At 67.8% G+C, this 18,205-nt stretch carries 17 protein-coding genes; 14 read left to right on the top strand and 3 right to left on the bottom strand.

What is annotated here, in order from left to right; all coding sequences use genetic code 11:
- Window positions 1-79: 79 nt before the first annotated feature.
- The 4 genes from HDA44_RS14985 (at window position 80) to HDA44_RS38545 (ending at window position 4,528) form a co-directional block, all read left to right on the top strand.
- The gene (locus HDA44_RS14985) at window positions 80-1,621 is read left to right on the top strand and encodes an alkaline phosphatase D family protein (RefSeq protein WP_184834818.1); all 1,542 of its coding nucleotides are present in this window, start codon (window positions 80-82) and stop codon (window positions 1,619-1,621) included.
- Window positions 1,622-1,623: 2 nt separating this feature from the next.
- A complete protein-coding gene (locus HDA44_RS14980; protein WP_184834816.1) occupies window positions 1,624-2,877 on the top strand; it encodes a hypothetical protein in 1,254 nt (417 codons plus the stop codon).
- Between the two features lie 47 nt (window positions 2,878-2,924).
- Window positions 2,925-3,479 carry a COG4315 family predicted lipoprotein gene (locus HDA44_RS14975; RefSeq protein WP_184834814.1) on the top strand — a complete coding sequence of 185 codons (555 nt, stop codon included), beginning with the start codon at window positions 2,925-2,927 and terminating at the stop codon, window positions 3,477-3,479.
- A 122-nt stretch (window positions 3,480-3,601) separates the two neighbouring features.
- Window positions 3,602-4,528, top strand: coding sequence for an AEC family transporter (locus tag HDA44_RS38545; RefSeq protein WP_184834812.1), 927 nt, complete (start codon window positions 3,602-3,604; stop codon window positions 4,526-4,528).
- Window positions 4,529-4,572: 44 nt separating this feature from the next.
- Here the strand turns inward: HDA44_RS38545 and HDA44_RS14965 are convergent, their stop codons facing one another.
- On the bottom strand, window positions 4,573-5,364 hold the full coding sequence (locus tag HDA44_RS14965) for a hypothetical protein (protein WP_238352453.1): 792 nt from the start codon (window positions 5,362-5,364) through the stop codon (window positions 4,573-4,575).
- Window positions 5,365-5,525: 161 nt separating this feature from the next.
- A complete protein-coding gene (gene valS / locus HDA44_RS14960) occupies window positions 5,526-8,090 on the bottom strand; it encodes a valine--tRNA ligase (RefSeq protein WP_184834811.1) in 2,565 nt (854 codons plus the stop codon).
- Window positions 8,091-8,164: 74 nt separating this feature from the next.
- Between valS and HDA44_RS14955 the strand changes: the two genes are divergently transcribed.
- The 9 genes from HDA44_RS14955 to HDA44_RS14915 all read left to right on the top strand — a co-directional run bounded on the left by HDA44_RS14955 (window position 8,165) and on the right by HDA44_RS14915 (window position 17,117).
- Window positions 8,165-9,664 (top strand): bifunctional folylpolyglutamate synthase/dihydrofolate synthase, encoded by a 1,500-nt coding sequence (locus tag HDA44_RS14955; RefSeq protein ID WP_184834809.1) that lies wholly within the window; start codon window positions 8,165-8,167, stop codon window positions 9,662-9,664.
- Window positions 9,661-10,023: a DUF4233 domain-containing protein gene (locus HDA44_RS14950; RefSeq protein ID WP_184834807.1), complete on the top strand. Its 363-nt coding sequence runs from the start codon at window positions 9,661-9,663 to the stop codon at window positions 10,021-10,023. The genes HDA44_RS14955 and HDA44_RS14950 overlap by 4 nt, the downstream gene beginning before the upstream one ends.
- 3 nt (window positions 10,024-10,026) lie before the next feature.
- Window positions 10,027-10,437, top strand: coding sequence for a nucleoside-diphosphate kinase (ndk, locus tag HDA44_RS14945; protein WP_184834805.1), 411 nt, complete (start codon window positions 10,027-10,029; stop codon window positions 10,435-10,437).
- 143 nt (window positions 10,438-10,580) lie between these two features.
- Window positions 10,581-11,609 (top strand): rod shape-determining protein, encoded by a 1,029-nt coding sequence (gene mreB, locus HDA44_RS14940; protein ID WP_272948512.1) that lies wholly within the window; start codon window positions 10,581-10,583, stop codon window positions 11,607-11,609.
- 10 nt (window positions 11,610-11,619) lie between these two features.
- A complete protein-coding gene (gene mreC / locus HDA44_RS14935; RefSeq protein WP_184834803.1) occupies window positions 11,620-12,555 on the top strand; it encodes a rod shape-determining protein MreC in 936 nt (311 codons plus the stop codon).
- A 4-nt stretch (window positions 12,556-12,559) separates the two neighbouring features.
- Complete coding sequence (mreD, locus tag HDA44_RS14930) at window positions 12,560-13,090, top strand: rod shape-determining protein MreD (protein WP_184834801.1); 531 nt, start codon at window positions 12,560-12,562, stop codon at window positions 13,088-13,090.
- A complete protein-coding gene (gene mrdA / locus HDA44_RS14925) occupies window positions 13,087-15,138 on the top strand; it encodes a penicillin-binding protein 2 (RefSeq protein WP_184834800.1) in 2,052 nt (683 codons plus the stop codon). The genes mreD and mrdA overlap by 4 nt, the downstream gene beginning before the upstream one ends.
- A 10-nt stretch (window positions 15,139-15,148) precedes the next feature.
- On the top strand, window positions 15,149-16,315 hold the full coding sequence (gene rodA, locus HDA44_RS14920; protein ID WP_184834792.1) for a rod shape-determining protein RodA: 1,167 nt from the start codon (window positions 15,149-15,151) through the stop codon (window positions 16,313-16,315).
- Between the two features lie 79 nt (window positions 16,316-16,394).
- Window positions 16,395-17,117 carry a hypothetical protein gene (locus HDA44_RS14915; protein ID WP_184834790.1) on the top strand — a complete coding sequence of 241 codons (723 nt, stop codon included), beginning with the start codon at window positions 16,395-16,397 and terminating at the stop codon, window positions 17,115-17,117.
- 64 nt (window positions 17,118-17,181) lie between these two features.
- Here HDA44_RS14915 and HDA44_RS14910 read toward each other — a convergent pair whose 3' ends face one another.
- Window positions 17,182-17,601 (bottom strand): MarR family winged helix-turn-helix transcriptional regulator, encoded by a 420-nt coding sequence (locus HDA44_RS14910; RefSeq protein ID WP_184834788.1) that lies wholly within the window; start codon window positions 17,599-17,601, stop codon window positions 17,182-17,184.
- Between the two features lie 57 nt (window positions 17,602-17,658).
- Here HDA44_RS14910 and HDA44_RS14905 point away from each other — a divergent pair, with 57 nt between their 5' ends.
- A complete protein-coding gene (locus HDA44_RS14905; RefSeq protein WP_184834786.1) occupies window positions 17,659-18,171 on the top strand; it encodes a DUF6790 family protein in 513 nt (170 codons plus the stop codon).
- The last annotated feature ends 34 nt before the right edge of the window (window positions 18,172-18,205 follow it).

Genomic DNA, 18,205 nt, shown 5'->3' with positions numbered 1-18,205 from the left:
ACCAACACACTCTCAAGGTTCCCGAAGAGTTCGACTGATCGGGAGCCTGCCGCCCTGAGTACCCGTGAAGGTGAGGCTCATGAGCCCAATCAGTCGCAGGACCCTTGTTCTCGGCGGACTCGCCGTGGCCGGGGCCGGCGCCCTACCGGCTGCCGCCCAGTCCTCGGTGATCACCGCAACCGCCGCCGTCCCGTATCCGTTCCAGCTAGGCATCGCATCTGGTGAACCAGACGCGAACAGCGTCGTGCTCTGGACCCGCCTGGCTCCAACTCCATTGAATGCAGATGGCCAAGGTGGCATGGCGAATGCTGATGTCGCCGTGGACTGGCAGGTGTCGACCACTGACACGTTCAGCACGCTGGTCGCGTCCGGTACGGTCACCGCGAAGTACGCCGCTTCGCACTCCGTACATGTCGTCGCCGGGGGACTCAGTCCGGACTCCGACTACTTCTACCGTTTCCGTGCGCAAGGGCACCTGTCACCGGTCGGCCGGACGCGTACTACGCCGGCGGTCGGCGCTGCCGGTCGTGACCTGCTGATGGCGTTCACCTCCTGTTCGCACTACGAGGAGGGGTACTTCACCGTCTACCGCCGGATGGCCGAGGAGAACCCGGGCGTCATTCTGCATCTCGGGGACTACATCTACGAGTACGGTGCGACCACCGGCCGTACGCGACTGCACCTCGGCAACGAGATCGTTTCATTGGCGGACTACCGTCGCAGGTACTCGCAGTACAAGACCGCCCCGGATCTCCAGGCGGCGCATGCGGTCGCACCGTGGATCGTCGTACCGGACGACCACGAGGTGGAGAACAACTACGCCGGGACGATCCGCGAGAACAACACACCGGCGCTGACCGCGGCGCAGTGGACCGCGAGGCGATCAGCGGCGTACCAGGCGTACTACGAGAACATGCCGCTGCGTCCGGCGCAGGTGAACAGCGGCAACAGCATCCAGCTGTACCGGCGGTTGCGCTGGGGGAGTCTGGCGACGTTCCACATGCTCGACACGCGCCAGTACCGCAGTGATCAGGCCTGTGGTGACGGGTGGAAGCAGTGCTCGGACGCCGACCTGGCGAACCGCAGTCTGCCCGGCAACGCGCAGGAGAGCTGGCTGCTGGACGGTCTGGGCCAGCACCTGGGTACGTGGGACATCATCGGCCAGCAGGTGTTCTTCGCCCGGCGGTTCAGCGCCACCGGCGCGAGCATGGACTCCTGGGACGGGTATCGCGCATCGCGGGCGCGCATCCAGCAGGGCTGGGTGGACAGGAGCGTACGGAACCCGGTCGTACTCACCGGTGACGTGCACCGTGCTTGGGCAAGCGATCTGAAGGCCGACTACAACAACGCCAACTCAGCGACGATCGGCACCGAACTGGTGACCAGCTCGGTCACGTCCAGTGGTGACGGCGACGGCGCTACTACGGTGCCTGATGTCGGTACGAACCCGTGGCTGCAGTTCTACAACAACCGGCGCGGCTACGTACGCGCGACGCTGAGTCCGACCGAGCTGCGGGCCGATTTCCGTAACGTGGCAAAGGTATCCGAGCACGGTGCCGCTGCCGCGACGGTGAAGTCGTTCGTCGTCCAAGAGGGCCACCCCGGGCTGCAGGCGGTGTGATGATGAAGAAGACCTTGGCTATCACCGCGCTGGCAGCCACTGCGCTGGCCTTCACTGCTACCACTGCCGACGCGCATGTCGCGACGCCGACGTGGGTCACTGCGAACAGCGTGTCCACTGGTGACCAGGACACGCCGGCGATCGCCACCAACCGCAACGGGTACGTCGCTGTGGTCTGGGAGGACGACCGCGATACCGACAACGCGACGGACAACGTACACAGTGAGATCTACCTACGGCTGTTCCACAACGGCGCTGCTGTGTACGAGACGAAGCTGTCCGCCGGTGGTGGAACCGGTGTCACCAACTGGAGGCATCTGCTTCCGGACGTCGGGCTGGATGACAAGGGCAACGCGGTAGTGGTTTGGCAGGACGATCCGGACGGCAACGGGTACTACAACATCCCCTATCGGGTGGTAAGTACGGCCGGCACGGTCACTGCGTCGGGCAATGCGAACAGCAGCGCTACCGGGCAGCAGATCAACCCGCGGGTTGCTGTGGACCCCGACGGTGCGCCGTCCGGTGCCGCGGTCGCGTTCACTGTGGTCTGGGAGGACATCCAGACCGGTGCGCAGCCGACAGTCAAAGCGGCTGGGTACACCGGTCCGACGACTCGTGCCTGGGAAGTCACGGCTTCGGCGACCACTGGACAGAACCACAACCCGGACGTTGCGGTGTCTGCTTCCGGTGACGCGGTTGTGGTGTGGGACGACGACAGTGACGGCAACGGGTTCTACCAGGTCGGACTGGTCCGGCTTGGTCGTACCAACGGCGCGGCCACGCTGTCCCGGCGGTCGGCCAACGCGACGGCTGCTGGTCAGCAACAGCACGCTGCGGTGGCGGCTGACTTCAACGGTGACTTTGCTGTTGCGTGGGAGTCGGACCACACCGGTACTGCCGGTGTCTGGACGCGTAGCTTCACTTCCACGGGTGCTGCGCGGTACGCGGACACGGAGGTTGCCCCTGGCGGAAGTGCGCCGTCCGTCGGTATTGACGATCAGGCACAGACAGTCGTCGGCTGGACCGTGCAGGGCGCCGATCCGGACGTGTGGGTGCGTGGCTTCGGTGCGGCCGGTACGGATACCGGTCGGCTGTCCGCGCAGAAGCTCAGCTCGGTGACGACGGGACGGCAGGAGCAAATGACAGTCGCCGTTTCCGCGTACGCCGAGGTCGCGGTGGCGTACACCGACGACAACGACGGCAACACGTACGACCAGGTCATGCTCGGTACCGGGATCTCCAACAACAGCTGGTGAACCCTTTCGGGTGATCGTGCGTATCTGTGGCTGAGAGGTGATCTCAGATGAAAACCACAGTCTTGTTGCTTGGAGCAACGGTAACCGCGCTGGGCGCGCTGACGGCGTGCGGGAGTAGTTCCCCTGCAACTAGTAGCAATGGAACTACTTCGCCGCCGGCGGCCGGTGGCATGGTCTCCGTGCATGATGTGAGCGGCGTCGGCCAAGCCCTGGTCGATCCGTCCGGGAACACGCTGTACTTCGCGCAGCAGGAGACCGGCGGCATGATCAAGTGCACGGGCGACTGCGTCAGTGTCTGGGTGCCGGCGACCGGTACCTCCGCCGAGACCAAGGCGGTCAGCGGTTTGGGGCTGATGAAACGGTCCGACACCGGTCAGGAACAACTCACCTACCAGGGCAAGCCGCTGTACACCTTCAAGCTGGACAACGGCCCAAGCCAGAGCAAGGGAAACAACGCCAAGGACTCGTTCGGCGGCATGTCCTTCACTTGGCACGCCGCGACCGCCACCGCAGCCGCCGCGCCTTCGTCAGGCCCGTCATCCAACCCGTCGTCCAGCCCGTCGTCCGCACCGAGCAGCACCGGCGGCGGCAACGGCTACTGACAGCTGCCGCCCGCGGTTGGGCTGAGGTGCCGCACGTCACCATCCGGTGAATGAGCACTCCGGCGCCTGGGACAGCGTTTACCCGTACCATCGGAGCGTGTCCGAGCCGCTGAGTAGCTGAGGTGTCCGCCGTCGTCGGTGCTTTCGGCGCACTAGTCGCAGTGGCCGTGCTCGGGTACGTCGTCGGCCTCCTCGGCGTACTGCGCTCCCAGGACGAGCTCGTGCTGTCCCGGTTGGCGTTCTACGTGGCGACACCGGCGCTGATGTTCACCACGGTCGCCCGGGCGGACCTGCGGGCGATCTTCTCGGTCGTGCTGGTCACCAACCTGGTCAGTCTGTTCGCGGTGCAGGTGCTGTTCCTGCTGGTCGCTGTCCTGATCTGGCGGCGCACCCGCTCCGAGGCGACGATCGGCGTACTCGCGTCGTCGTACGTGAACGCCGGCAACCTGGGCGTACCAGTCGCGGCGTACGTACTGGGCGACGGCGCTTTGGTGGCACCGATCGTGCTGTTCCAGGTGCTGGTGATGGCACCGATCGCGTTCGCCGTACTGGACGGTGATCGCCAGGGCAGCGGCCGCCGCGTCTCGCTTCGTACGGTCATAACCCGCCCACTACGCAACCCGCTGACCGTCGCGTCCCTACTCGGTCTACTGGTGTCACTCCTGGGCATCCACCCGCCGGACCTACTGATGCGCCCCATCGACCTGGTCGCCGCCGCCGCTGTCCCGGTCGCCCTGATCGCCTACGGCCTGAGCCTCAGCGCAGGCACCAAGAACTCGATCACTCTCCGCCGAGACGTAGTACTCGCGGTAACCCTGAAAACCCTCGCCCAACCACTGATCGCGTACGCCACCGCCCGCTGGCTCCTGGACCTCCACGGCCCCGCCCTACTGGCCCCCACCCTCCTGGCGGCCCTCCCCACGGCCCAGAACGTCTACGTCTACGCAGTCCAATACCGAGCCAGCCAAACCCTCGCCCGCAGCGCGGTCCTCCTCAGCACCCTCCTCTCCATCCCCACCATGACCCTCATAGCCGGCCTACTCGCCTGACCCAGGCCTGCCCTCAGCTGGTTCTTGGGTGGGGTTGGTTTGGGTCAGCGCATGGCTTTGAAGGCTTCTTCGGCTACGGGTTCTACCTGGTCGACGGTTACACCTTCGTTGGCGGACTGGGCGATGACGGTGAGGGTGTTGGAGCCCCGATAGCACTGGGTCGGGAGGTTGCCGGTGGACTCGACGCAGGTGGACTTGCCGACCTTCTTGATCTTGTCCGGGGTGGCGCCGGAATCCGCGACGGTCTTGTCGATGTCGACCTTGCCGCGCAGGGCGATGATGACGAACATCCGGTTGCCGTCGATGGTTCCGTACGCCTCGACCGTTGCTTGTTTGCCGTTGTTGATCCGGCTGAGCGCTTCCTTGGTCTGATCGAGCTGGAGCTGGTCGCGGATCTCCTTGTCGGTGATCCGGTCCAGGCCGTCGAGCTTCGCCGGTGGGTTGATTCCGCGTTTGGCGTTCAAGGTGCTGAGTGGCCCGAGCCCCCACACGTACCCGACCACCGACAGCGCCAGCAGCAGAACCACCGCCCCACCGACCGTCACCCAGGCCCCACGCAACCCCCGGCGCTTCTTCTTCCCGTCCACCTTGACATCGCCCGCCACCTCGGACCCCGCCGCCTTGGGATCGCCCGCCACCTCGGGATCCGCCGCCTTGGGATCGCCCGCCACCTCGGGATCCGCCGCCTTGGGATCGCCCGCGACCTTGGGATCCGCGACCTTGGTGGTTTCCGCCTTCGGGGTCTCCGCCGGGACAGCCGGGATCTCCGTGGTGTCAGCGGTGGTCTCAGCGGTGGTTTCGGGCTTGGGGTCCGTGGGGGTGGTGGGGTCGGTCATCGGGTGGCTCCTCGGACGTACGGTCGCGGGGTGCGGCTCATCGGTGATCCCGATGCTTCCACATCTGGGCAAGCTGGTGTCGCAGGGTAGTCGAACCCCCGGTACGCACCGGTGCCCGCCTCCCCAGCGGGAGAGACGGGCACCGGCAACAACCAGGAACCTCAGAGCGTGGCGACGACCTTGACCGTGTCGGAGTCGTCGGCGTGCCAGATGATCTCGCCGGTGATCCGGCCGGCGGCGCGCAGGTCAGGCTCGGCGCGTTCGGCCAGGGTCAGCCGGGCGGCGGGTCCGGAGACCTCGACCTTGCTGACCTCGGTCTTCATCGACACCTGGGCCTCGGACTTCGCGCCGCGGATGCCGGCCAGGACCTCCGACACGGCGTCCAGCACCGCGGGCTCCTGCTCGGCGACCGCGAGGTCCGCCTCGACCATCGGCCAGGACGTCAGGTGGATCGAACCCTCCTGCCACCACGACCAGACCTCCTCGGTCGCGAACGGCAGGTACGGCGCGAGCAGCCGCAGCTGCACCGACAACGCGACCGCGAGCGCCGCCTTGGCCGACGCCGCGCCGGTCTCGCCCTGACCGCCGTACGCCCGCTCCTTGACGAGCTCGACGTAGTCGTCGCAGAAGGTCCAGAAGAACCGCTCCGCGATCTCCAGCGCGCCGGTGTAGTCATACCGCTCGAAGGCCGCGGTGGCGTCGGTGACGACCGTCCGCAGCCGCTGCAGCATCGCCAGGTCGACCGCTTCGGTGACCGCGGCCGGGTCGGCCTCGACGACCGCCGCCGGGTTCTCCTCGGTCGCGCCGAAGCCGAGCACGAACTTCGACGCGTTCAGGACCTTGATCGCGAGCCGCCGGCCGACCTTCATCTGCGACTCGTCGAACGGCGAGTCCAGCCCCGGCCGGGCCATCGCCGCGCGCCAGCGGACCGCGTCGGACCCGAACTTGTCGAGGATCTCCGACGGCACTACCGCGTTGCCCTTGGACTTGGACATCTTCTTCCGGTCCGGGTCGACGACGAAACCGGAGATCATCGACCGCGCCCACGGCAGGGTGCCGTTCTCGAAGTGCGCGCGGACGACGCGGGAGAACAGCCAGGTACGGATGATTTCGTGCGCGTGGGTGTTCAGGTCCATCGGGAACGTCCGCCGGAACAGGTCGTCGTCGCGCTCCCAGCCACAGACGATGTGCGGTGACAGCGAGGACGTCGCCCAGGTGTCCATCACGTCGGGATCGGCCTCGAACCCACCCGGCTTGCCGCGCCGGGACTCGTCGTACCCCTGCGGGGCCTGCGAGGTCGGGTCGATCGGCAGCTCGGCCTCGGCCGGCATCAGCGGGTGGTCGTAGTCGACCTCGCCGTCGGCGTCGATCGGGTACCAGACCGGGAACGGGACGCCGAAGAAGCGCTGGCGGGAGATCAGCCAGTCACCGTTCAGGCCCTCGACCCAGTTCAGGTAGCGGTGCTTCATGTGCTCCGGGACCCAGGCCAGCTCGTTGCCGCGCTCGATGAACTCCTGCTTGAGCGCGGCGTCGCGACCACCGTTGGTGATGTACCACTGCCGGGTGGAGACGATCTCGAGCGGCTTGTCGCCCTTCTCGAAGAAGTTCGCCATCCGGTCGGTCTTCTTCGGCTCGCCGTCCAGGTCGCCGCTCTCGCGCAGCTTGCCGACGATCAGCTCGCGGGCGCTGAACACGGTCTTGCCGGCCAGCTCGGCGTACAGCTCGGAACCCTCGAGCCAGGCCGGGGTGTCGCGGAGCAGCCGGCCGTCGCGGCCGATCACGGTCCGGACCGGGAGCTGCAGCTCACGCCACCACTGGATGTCGGTCTGGTCACCGAAGGTGCAGCACATCGCGATCCCGGCGCCCTTGTCCATCTCGGCGGCCGGGTGCGCGAGCACCGGCACCTCGACACCGAAGAGCGGCGACTTCACCGTCGTACCGAGCAGGGGTTTGTAGCGGTCGTCGTCCGGGTGCGCGATCAGCGCGACGCATGCCGGGATCAGCTCCGGCCGGGTGGTCTCGATGTAGATCGGGCCGTCGGCGCCGTGGAAGGAGATCCGGTGGTACGCGCCCGGGTACGGCCGCGGTTCCAGCTCGGCCTGCGCGACCGCGGTCTGGAAAGTGACGTCCCACATCGTCGGCGCCTCGGACAGGTACGCCTCGCCGCGGGCGAAGTTGCGCAGGAAGGCGCGCTGCGACGTACGCCGCGAGTCTTCGGAGATCGTGGTGTAGAGGTACGACCAGTCGACGCTCAGCCCGACCTGGCGCCACATTGCCTCGAACGCCTGCTCGTCGATGTGCGTCAGCTCACCACACAGGTCGACGAAGTTCTGCCGGGAGATCGGGACCTGCTTCTTCGGGTCCGGCTTCGCCGGGGGCGTGAAGTCCGGGTCGTACGGCAGTGAGGGGTCGCACTTGACGCCGTAGTAGTTCTGCACCCGGCGCTCGGTCGGCAGGCCGTTGTCGTCCCAGCCGATCGGGTAGAAGACCTTCTTGCCGCGCATCCGCTGGAAGCGGGCGACCAGGTCGGTGTGGGTGTAGCTGAAGATGTGCCCGACGTGCAGCGAACCGGAGACCGTCGGTGGCGGCGTGTCGATGGAGAACACGTCGGCCCGCTCCGCGGTGCGGTCGAAGGCGTAGGTCTGCTGCTCCTTCCATACGGCAGCCCACTTCTCCTCGAGACCGTCGAGGCTGGGCTTGTCTGGAACACGGGACGTCTGGCTCATGCGCACAATGTTAGTGGTTGTCAAGGGGTGCTCCGACCGGTTATCCACAGGCCCCTCCTAGACTGGGCCTCCTGATGAGCGACCTCTCCTATGCCGAGGTATCGGCACGGCTTCAGCAGCGCTGGCCGGAGCACAAGATCGAACCGTCCCTGGAACGCGTCCGGCGGCTGGTGGAACTGCTCGGCGACCCGCAGCGGGCGTACCCGGTGGTCCACCTGACCGGCACGAACGGCAAGACGTCGACCGCCCGGATGATCGACAGCCTGTTGCGCGCGGCCGGCCTGCGGACCGGCCGGTTCACCAGCCCGCATCTGGAGTCGGTCCGGGAGCGGATCACGCTCGACGGCGAACCGATCAGCGAAGAACGGTTCGTCGAGGCGTACGAGGAGCTCGCGCCGTACCTGGAGGTCGTGGACGCCGAGCAGGACCACCCGCTGACGTTCTTCGAGGTGATCACCGCGATGGCGTTCGCGGTGTTCGCCGACGCGCCGGTGGACGTCGCGGTGATCGAAGTCGGCCTCGGCGGGAGCTGGGACGCCACCAACGTGGCCGACGGGACCGTGTCGGTGATCACCCCGGTCGCGGTCGACCACGCGCATCTGCTCGGCGCCGATCCGGTCACGATCGCGGGCGAGAAGTCCGGCATCATCAAGCCCGGTGGTACGGCGGTGATGTCCCAGCAGAGCGTCGACGTCTTCGAGGTACTGCTGCGCCGGTCCGTCGAGGTGGGCGCCCAGGTCGCGCGCGAGGGCATCGAGTTCGGCGTGGTCAGTCGTACGCTCGCGGTCGGCGGGCAGCTGATCTCGATCAAGGGCCTCGGCGGCGAGTACGACGAGCTGTTCGTGCCGCTGCACGGTGAGTACCAGGCGCACAACGCGGCCACCGCGGTTGCCGCCGTCGAGGCACTGTTCGGCGCCAGCCCGGAGACTGAGGGCCGGGTCACCACCGAGCTGCTGCAGACCGGGTTCGAGCAGGTCACCAGCCCGGGCCGGATGGAGGTCGTCCGGCAGAGCCCGACCATCGTCGTCGACGCCGCGCACAACCCGCACGGCGCGGAGGCGACCGCGGCCACGGTCTCGGAGGTCTTCCAGTTCCAGCCGCTGATCGGCGTCCTCGGCTGCATGAAGGACAAGGACGTGTACGGGGTCCTGGAGGCGTACGAGCCGATCATGGAAACCGTGGTGTGTACGCGGAACAGTTTCGTCGAGCGCTCGATGCCGGCCGAGGAGCTGGGTGAACTGGCCGCCGAGGTGTTCGGCGAGGACCGGGTGCTGGTCCGGCCGCAGCTGATCGACGCTATCGACGACGCGATCCGGCTGGCGGAGGAGAACGCGGTCGCGCTCGGCTCCGGCGGGGTGCTGATCACCGGCTCGGTGATCACCGCCGGCGAGGCCCGCGCCCTCCTCGTCCGCAAGCCGAAGAACGAACCGGCCGACCGGCTCCCCGGCGACCACCTGACCGCTGACCACCTGGCTGCCGACGACCTGCCCGGACAGGTGCTGGGCGACGGCGTGGGCGGAGAGCTGCCGGACGATGAGCTGCCGGACAATGAGCTGAAGGGCGAGTCGCGGTGAGGTCGCTTGCTTCGATCGTGCTCGCGTTCGAGTCGATCGTGCTCGCGCTGGTCACGCCGGTGATGATCTCGGTCGCGAACATCCGCCCCGCGGTCGCCGTACCGGTCTGCCTCGGGCTCTTCCTGCTGGCGCTGATCTCGGCCGGCCTGCTGCGGTTCCAGGCCGGGTACGTGCTCGGCTCGATCGTCCAGGTCGGCGCGGTCGGCCTCGGCTTCGTCGTACCGGTGATGTTCGTCCTCGGTATCGCCTTCGCCGCCTTCTGGGTGGCCGCGATCGTCCTCGGCCGCCGGATCGAAGCGGCCAAGAAGGCCAACGAGCAGCTAGGCTCATCCGCCCCGACTACTTCTAGAGAGAGTTGACAGATGTCGCAGCGCACTCTGGTCCTGCTGAAGCCCGACACGGTCCGCCGCGGCCTGGTCGGTGAGGTGCTGGGCCGGTTCGAGGCCAAGGGCCTCCGGATCGTCGCCATGGACCTGCGCACGATCGACGCCGACCTGGCCGATCAGCACTACGCCGAGCACGTCGACAAGGGTTTCTACCCGCCGCTGCGCGACTTCGTCACCAGCGGTCCGCTGGTCGCGATGGTGCTCGAGGGCGACGAGGCGATCGAGGTCATCCGCGCCCTGAACGGCGCCACCGACGGCCGCAAGGCCGCCCCCGGCACCATCCGCGGCGACCTCTCCCTCTCCAACCGCGAAAACCTCGTGCACGGCTCCGACTCCGAGGAATCGGCCTCCCGGGAGATCAAGCTCTGGTTCCCCGACCTCCCCTGATCCACGGCGGATCCGCGCAGGGCAGTGCGGACTGCAGGTGAAGAGGCGGATACGATACGTGCTGGGCGGACGGGTCGTGTCGGTCCACGGGCTGAGGGTGGGTCGCGCTTAGCCTGGTCGGGGACCGAGTGGGAGGTGCCGCGGTGGCGAACAGCATGCTCGGCCGCGACATGGCGGTCGATCTCGGGACGGCGAACACCCTGGTGTACGTCCGTGGCCGGGGCGTCGTGCTGAACGAGCCGTCGGTGGTCGCGACCCGTACGGACGAGCCGCGCGAGGCAGTGGCGTTCGGGCACGAGGCGAAGAAGATGATCGGCCGGACGCCGGGGAACATCACCGCGATCCGGCCGCTGAAGGACGGCGTGATCGCCGACTTCGACGCCGCCGAGCAGATGCTGCGGTACTTCATCCAGCGCGTGCACCGGCGGCGGTACTTCGCCAAGCCGCGGATCGTGGTCTGCGTACCGTCGGGAATCACCGCGGTCGAGCAGCGCGCGGTCCGGGACGCCGGGTACATGGCCGGCGCGCGCAAGGTGTACATCATCGAGGAACCGATGGCGGCCGCGCTCGGCTCGAACCTCGAGGTCCGGGACGCCACCGGCAACATGGTCGTCGACATCGGCGGTGGAACCACCGAGGTGGCGGTGATCTCGTTCGGCGGCATCGTCACCAGCCAGTCGATCCGGGTGGCCGGCGACGCCATCGACAAGGCGATCGTGAACTACTGCAAGAAGGAGTTCTCGCTGCTGCTCGGCGAGGCCACCTCGGAGCAGATCAAGATGACGATCGGGTCGGCGTTCCCGACCACCGACGGGCCGGACAGCGAGATCCGCGGCCGGGACATGGTCTCCGGGCTGCCGCGGACGGTGAAGGTGTCGTCGGCGGACATGCGGCAGGCGATCGAGGAGCCAATCACGGCGATCGTGGACGCGGTCAAGGCGACGCTGGACAAGACCCCGCCGGAGCTCGCGGGTGACATCGTCGACCGGGGCATCGTGCTGACCGGTGGTGGCGCGCTGCTGAAGGGGATGGACGAGCGGCTGCGGCACGAGACCGGGATCCCGATCCACGTCGCGGAGAACCCGCTGGACGCGGTCGTGCTCGGGGCCGGCAAGTGCGTCGACAACATCGAGACCCTGAACCGCATCCTGGTCACCGACAACCGGCGCTGAGGCTCCACCGATGCTCAAAGACCTCGGTACCCCGGCCCGGAGCGCGATCCGGTCGGCGGGTACGCCGCTGCGCTCGGCCGGCCTGCCCCGGGAGATCCGCCGTCGCCGGACCGTACTGGTGCTGGTGATCCTTGCCTGTTTCACCCTGATCGTGCTGGACGCCCGCCGCTCGACCGGTTCGCCGGTGGAGCCGTTGCGCTCGGCCGCGGCCGGTGTGTTCGGCCCGCTGGAGTCGACCGCGAGCGAGGCCCGGCAGCCTGTGGACAACCTCCGCGACCGATTCGCCGAAGTGGATAGGTTGAAGGCAGAGAATGAAAAACTGAAAAGTGCCAACGAAGATCTGACCAGGCAGCTGAACACCTCCGACTACGCCCGCAGCCGGGCGCAGGAGCTGGACCGGCTGCTCAAGGTGGCGCCGGCGTTCACGATGACGCCGGCCCGGGTGATCGGGGTCGGCGGGGCGCAGACCTTCAACCACACGGTCACGATCGACGCCGGTACGGCCGATGGCGTGCGGCCGGACATGACGGTGCTGAACGGGACCGGGCTGGTCGGCCGGGTGGTGCGGACCACCCAGGGGACCGCGACCGTGCTGCTGATCGGCGACCGCAACTCGACCGTGGGCGGCCGGCTGAACGCGACGATGGCGCTGGGCTTCGTCTCCGGGCGTGGGGACGTGGCCGGCACCCTCGACTACAAGCTGGTCGACCCGAAGGCGCGGCCGAAGGTCGGCGACCGGATCGTCACCTGGGGTTCCACCGGCAACGCGCCGTACGTACCGGGTGTCCCGATCGGCGTCGTCACCTCGGTGACGCCGAACGAAGGCGCCCTAGGCTCCACCGCGACCATCAAGCCGTTTGTCGATCCGACCCGGATCGACACCGTCGGCGTGGTGACCGGACCACCGGCCCGGCCACCGCGTACTCAACTGGGAAAGGGGAACTGACCACGTGATCGCACTACGCATCGGGCTGGCGGCCCTTTTCCTGATGGTCGCCGTGACCGTGCAGACGTCCGTACTGTCGAACATCGCCGTCGCCGGGGTGACGTGCGACCTGACGCTGATCGTGGTGATCGCGCTGGCACTGTCGCGCGGGCCGGAGTGGGGCGCGATCGCCGGGTTCGCGGGCGGTCTGCTGCTCGACATCGTCCCGCCGGCCGATCACACCGCCGGTCGCTGGGCGTTGTCGCTGGCGATCGCCGGATACGTCGCCGGCCTGATCCGCCGGCAGAACTCGAGCGGCCCGGTCGGTCCGCTCGGCGTCGCGCTGACGGTCGTGCTCGGGACGGCGATCTCCTTTTTCCTGTACAGCGCGACCGGATCGCTCTTGCACGATCCGTCGGTCGACTGGGGTCAGTTCGGCGTCCGCCTGGGCATTTCCGCCGGGTACGACGTGGTCGGTGCGATCGTGGTGATCCCGCTGGTGATGTGGATCATGGGCCGCGTCCAACCCGCGCGTGAGCGACGGGTCGCGCCGTGAACTGGGACGGCTTCGAGGCGCCGCTCAAGGCGCGGTTGCGGTTGATGGTGATCGGGGTTCTGGTCTTCTCGCTGCTCTGCACGCTGTTCGCCCGGCTCTGGTACATGCAGGTGATGTCGAGTGCCGACTACAGCCAGGCGGCGACCGCGCAGCACATCCGGCAGGTGCTGATTCCCGCGCCACGCGGCACGATCGTGGACTCGCAGGGCCGCACGCTGGTCGGCAACCGGGTCTCGCTGCTGATCACCGTGGACCGTTCGGTGCTGGCGAAACTCCCGCAAACCCAGCAGAACGTCGTACTTGCTCGGCTGGCGAAGGTGCTGGGGCAGAAGCCGGCCGACCTGAAGGCGCGGACGATGCTCTGCGGTGAGCCGGGCGCGTCCAAACCACCGGCCTGCTGGAACGGTACGCCGTACCAGCCGATCCCGGTCGCGAAGGACGTCAGCGAGCAGGTCGCGATCGAGGTGATGGAGCGCCGCGAGGACTTCCCGGGCATCTCCGCCGACTCGCAGACCCTGCGGGCGTATCCGGAGCCCTACAAGGTGAACGCGGCGCACATCCTCGGGTACCTGTCGCCGATCACCACCGAAGAGCTCGACGAGATGGACAAGGCCGGGCAGGACTCGGTGCCGCACCGGTCCGATCTGGTCGGCCGGGCCGGCATCGAGCGGTCGTACGACAAGCTCCTGCGCGGGACACCGGGTCAGAAGGACGTGATCGTCGACGCGGTCGGGTACACGACCGGTATCCAGAAGCAGACCGCGCCGGTTCCGGGCGCGACGTTGGTGAGCACGATCGACGCCCGCATCCAGGCGTCGGTCGAGGCCCAGCTGAAGAACGCGATCATGACCGCGCGGAAACAGACCGACCCGGTGACCCACCGCAAGTACGTCGCCGACTCCGGCGCCGCGGTGGTGATGGACACCAAGACCGGCCGAGTGGTCGCGATGGCCAGCTACCCGACGTACGACCCGGGGGTCTGGGTCGGCGGGATCAGCCAGCGCGAGCTGGACGCGCTCTACTCGGCCAAGTCCGGTACGCCGCTGGTCTCCCGCGCGCTGCAGGCCCAACTCGCGCCGGGGTCGACGTTCAAGCCGATCACCACCGCGGCCGCGATGGGCGCCGGGTACAGCCCGAAGACCCGGCTGGACTGCTCGTCGTACTTCGAGGTCGGCAACCGCCGGTTCAAGAACTACGAGTCCGCGTCGTACGGGATGATCGGCTTCGACCAGGCGCTGGCGCTGTCCTGCGACACGTTCTTCTACCGGATCGCGTACGCGCTCTGGCTCAAGGAGGGCGGCAACTCCAGCGACATCAGTACCCGCGATCCGCTGGTCGAGATGGCGCAGAAGTTCGGTCTGGGCACGCCGACCGGTGTCGATCTGCCCGGTGAGGCGAGCGGCCGGATCGCGGACCGGAAGTGGAAGAAGACCTACTACGACTCGCAGAAGGACTACTACTGCAAGCTGGCGAGCAACCCACCCGCGGGGACGTCGGCGTTCCTGAAGCAGTTCTCCCGCGAGTTCTGCGTCGACGGGTACAAGTACCGCGCCGGTGACGCGGTGAACTTCGCGATCGGCCAGGGCGACACCATCGTCACGCCGCTGCAGCTCGCGGCGGTGTACTCGGCGCTGTCGAACGGCGGCACCTTGTACGAGCCGCGCGTGGTCCAGTCGTGGATCGGCGCGAACGGCAAGTCGCACCAGATCAAGCCGACCGCGAAGGCGAAGCTGCCGGTCCCGGCCAACACCCTGCGCTACATCGACAGTGCCCTGAAGCAGACCACCCTGACCGGTACGGCGGCGTGGAAGTTCCAGGGCTTCCCGCTGGCCCAGATCCCGATCCGCGCCAAGACCGGTACGGCCGAGGTGTACGGGAAGCAGACCACGTCGTGGCTCGCGTCGTACAGCGACCGGTACGCGGTCGTGATGATGATCAGCCAGGCAGGTACGGGTTCGGGCGCCGGCGGTGACGCGGTCCGCAAGATCTACGAGACGCTGTACAACATCAAGCCCACGCCACCGCCCGGTAAGCAGCCGGGGCAGTGAGGAGCCGGGCATGGCGTTGCTGACCCCGATCCGGACCAGGCCGCGGATGGACCGCCGGTCGACGGTCTGGCACGTGGACTGGGTCCTCGTGCTGTGCGTGGTGGCGCTGTCGTTCCTCGGCGCGATGCTGATCTGGTCCTCGACCCACAACCGGACCACGCTCACCGGCGGCAACCAGTACGCGTTCCTGGCCCGGCACGCGCTGAACTTCGCGATCGGGCTGGTCCTCGCGGTCGGCGCCGCGATCACCGACCATCGCCGGGTCCGGATCCTGGCGCCGGTGCTGTACGCGGGCTCGATCGTCGGCCTGATCCTGGTTCTGGTCCCCGGGGTCGGTTCGACCATCAACGGGTCCCGGTCCTGGATTCAGCTGCCCGGCATGTCGATCCAGCCGAGTGAGTTCGCCAAGCTGGCGGTGATCGTCGGGATGGCGCTGCTGATCGCCGAGAAGGGCGAGACCGACCGGAACGAGAACGCCCGGACCGTCGACGTCGCGCAGGCGATCGGGGTCGCCGCGATCCCGGTGATCCTGGTGATGCTGCAGCCGGACCTCGGTACGGTGATGGTGCTCGGCTCGATCGTGTTCGGGATCATCGCGGTCTCCGGAGTACCGAAACGGTGGATGCTCGGCCTGCTCACCGCGGGCGTGCTGGTCGCGGCGATCGCGATCGAGCTGCACGTCCTGAAGACGTACCAGCTCGAACGCTTCACCGCCTTCCTGCATCCGTCCACGGACCCGCAGGGCATCGGGTACAACGTGAACCAGGCCCGGATCGCGATCGGCAACGGCGGCGTGTTCGGGCAGGGGCTGTTCCACGGTGGCCAGACGCAGAACGCGTTCGTCCCCGAACAGCACACCGACTTCGTGTTCACGGTCGCGGGGGAGGAGCTCGGGCTGATCGGCGCCGGCGCGATCATCGCGCTGTTCGCGGTGATCCTGTTCCGCGGGCTGCGGATCGCGGTGACCGCGCGGGACGCGTTCGGCCGGCTGGTCGCGACCGGGATCGTCTGCTGGTTCGCGTTCCAGGCGTTCGAGAACATCGGGATGACGCTCGGCATCATGCCGGTCACCGGCCTGCCGCTGCCGTTCGTGTCGTACGGCGGTTCGTCGATGTTCGCCTGCCTGCTCGCGGTCGGCCTGTTGGAGAACATCCACCTCCGCTCGCACAGCTACTGACCCAGCCCCGGATGACGACCTGACCGGTCGGGTACGCTGCACCCTGCTCGCCGCCTTGAGCCTCTTCCGGAAGGTCCGCATGATCAGGATCGTTTCCTTCGCGCTTGCTGCTGTTCTCGGGTTGTCGCTCGCCGGTTGTGGCAGTGAGGACAAGAAGAGCACCGGCACGCCGAGTACGTCGTCGACTCCCACCCCGGCCCCGAGTACGCCTGACGATCCGGGTGTGCCGGTGACCCGGACCGAGGCGCAGCTGACGAAGGCGCTGCTCGAGCTGGCCGATCTGCCGAGTGGGTTCTCCGTGGACAAGGACGAGCCGGTCGACGGTACGAAGCCGTTCTCGTCGTCGAATGACCGCTGCGCGAAGTTGGTGAAGTACCTGAACGCCACCAAGGCGCCCGGCTCGAAGGCCACTGCCGCTCGTACGTTCACCGGCGGCCAGGAGGGTCCGTACATCGACTACGTCCTGGACTCGATGGGTACTGCCGGCGAGGTCGGCGACCTGCGCGAGTCGTACGCGAAAGCGGTCGACTCGTGTCCGAAGGTGTCGCTGAAGACCAAGGGCGCGGGCAGTACGTCGATGAAGGTCGAGAAGATCACCGCGCCCGCGTACGGTACGAAGCCGTTCGCGTTCCGGTTGACCGGCACGAGCGGCTCGAAGCGCGGCCTTGAGTACACGGCGGCCGTCACTGGCGTAGGCGATGTGCTGGTGTCGGTGAGCATCCTCGCCGGGCAAGGCACCGAGCTGGAGCCGGCCACCGAAACCGCGGTGACCAAGGTCCGCCACACCCTGCAAATCTCCTGAGCCCTGCAGACCTCCTGACGCCGCAGATCTCCCGAGCCCTGCGGCAGCCCTGCAGCTTTCCTGATCAGGACGATTCGAGGATCTCGGCCAGCCGGAGCGTGTCGGCCAGATAGCGGTCGTACGGGAAGTCCTCCGCCGCCAGCGCCCGGCGGAGCGCTTCCGCGAGCGGTTTGCCGATCGTGTGATACGCCGTCCGCCCGGCCGGCGTGAGTTCGACCAGGCGCCGGCGAGCATGCCGCGGATCCTGGGTGATGCGGACCAGGCCCTTCTCCTCCAGCGGCCGCAACGCCCGGCTGACCGCCGGATCCGAAACGCCGAGCACCTGAGCCAGCCGATGCTGCGTGGCCGGCTCCACGTCCTCGACCGACCCCAGCAGCCGCAGCTGGCTGTACGTCAGGCCGCCCTCCTCGCCGCCGTGTTTGCGCGCCGCGTCGCCGAGCAGTGCGACCACCCGGTGCAGCAGATCCCCAAGTCCGTCGTCCACAGCTGCCACTGTACAGGAGTGTTGACTAGTTAATATTAACTATGCAAGATTGAAGTCATGGACACCACGACCTACCTGATCAAGACGTGTACGCCGCTGCTCTGGATCGTGATCGCCTGCGCCGGAGCGCTGCTCCGGTCTCGCGGCATCGACGGTCGGGCCGCCAGACTGGAGATCTGGCAGCGCTGGTGGGCGATCGCCGCCCTCGGCTGCGGCAGCCTGTGGATGACGCTGTCGTTCCTGACCATCGGCGACTACATGGCGGACACGATCGGCTTCACCAGGAGCCCGTTCCAGTTCGAGATCGCCTTCGCCAACCTGGCGCTGGCCGTCGCCGCGTTCCGGGCCGCGTCCGGTTCCGCGCGCGAGCGGCTGACGGTCGGCCTGGTCGCCGCGGCCTTCCTCTGGGGCGCCACGATCGGCCACGTCCACCAGTGGTTCGCGTACGGCAACCACCAGCCCGGCAATGGCGGCGGCATTCTCGTGTACGACGTCGGCATCCCCGCGGTGATGATCCTGCTGGCCGTCGCCCAGTCCCGTGCACGGGCACCGCAGCCGGTACTCGCGTGACCGCTGTCACACCAGGCAGTGTCACGCCCGCCGC

The organism is Kribbella solani (assembly GCF_014205295.1).
Taxonomy (GTDB): domain Bacteria; phylum Actinomycetota; class Actinomycetes; order Propionibacteriales; family Kribbellaceae; genus Kribbella; species Kribbella solani.
This window is presented reverse-complemented; position numbering and strand designations above follow the sequence as displayed.

What these genes read in the sequence shown, in the direction of transcription:
- HDA44_RS14905 (WP_184834786.1), top strand. Translation starts at nt 17,659, where the DNA reads ATGGACACCACGACCTACCTGATCAAGACGTGTACGCCGCTGCTCTGG.
- rodA (WP_184834792.1), top strand. Translation starts at nt 15,149, where the DNA reads ATGGCGTTGCTGACCCCGATCCGGACCAGGCCGCGGATGGACCGCCGG.
- ndk (WP_184834805.1), top strand. Translation starts at nt 10,027, where the DNA reads ATGTCGCAGCGCACTCTGGTCCTGCTGAAGCCCGACACGGTCCGCCGC.
- HDA44_RS14955 (WP_184834809.1), top strand. Translation starts at nt 8,165, where the DNA reads ATGAGCGACCTCTCCTATGCCGAGGTATCGGCACGGCTTCAGCAGCGC.
- HDA44_RS14965 (WP_238352453.1), bottom strand. Translation starts at nt 5,364, where the DNA reads ATGACCGACCCCACCACCCCCACGGACCCCAAGCCCGAAACCACCGCT.
- HDA44_RS14980 (WP_184834816.1), top strand. Translation starts at nt 1,624, where the DNA reads ATGAAGAAGACCTTGGCTATCACCGCGCTGGCAGCCACTGCGCTGGCC.
- HDA44_RS14985 (WP_184834818.1), top strand. Translation starts at nt 80, where the DNA reads ATGAGCCCAATCAGTCGCAGGACCCTTGTTCTCGGCGGACTCGCCGTG.
- HDA44_RS14975 (WP_184834814.1), top strand. Translation starts at nt 2,925, where the DNA reads ATGAAAACCACAGTCTTGTTGCTTGGAGCAACGGTAACCGCGCTGGGC.
- mreC (WP_184834803.1), top strand. Translation starts at nt 11,620, where the DNA reads ATGCTCAAAGACCTCGGTACCCCGGCCCGGAGCGCGATCCGGTCGGCG.
- HDA44_RS14915 (WP_184834790.1), top strand. Translation starts at nt 16,395, where the DNA reads ATGATCAGGATCGTTTCCTTCGCGCTTGCTGCTGTTCTCGGGTTGTCG.
- valS (WP_184834811.1), bottom strand. Translation starts at nt 8,090, where the DNA reads ATGAGCCAGACGTCCCGTGTTCCAGACAAGCCCAGCCTCGACGGTCTC.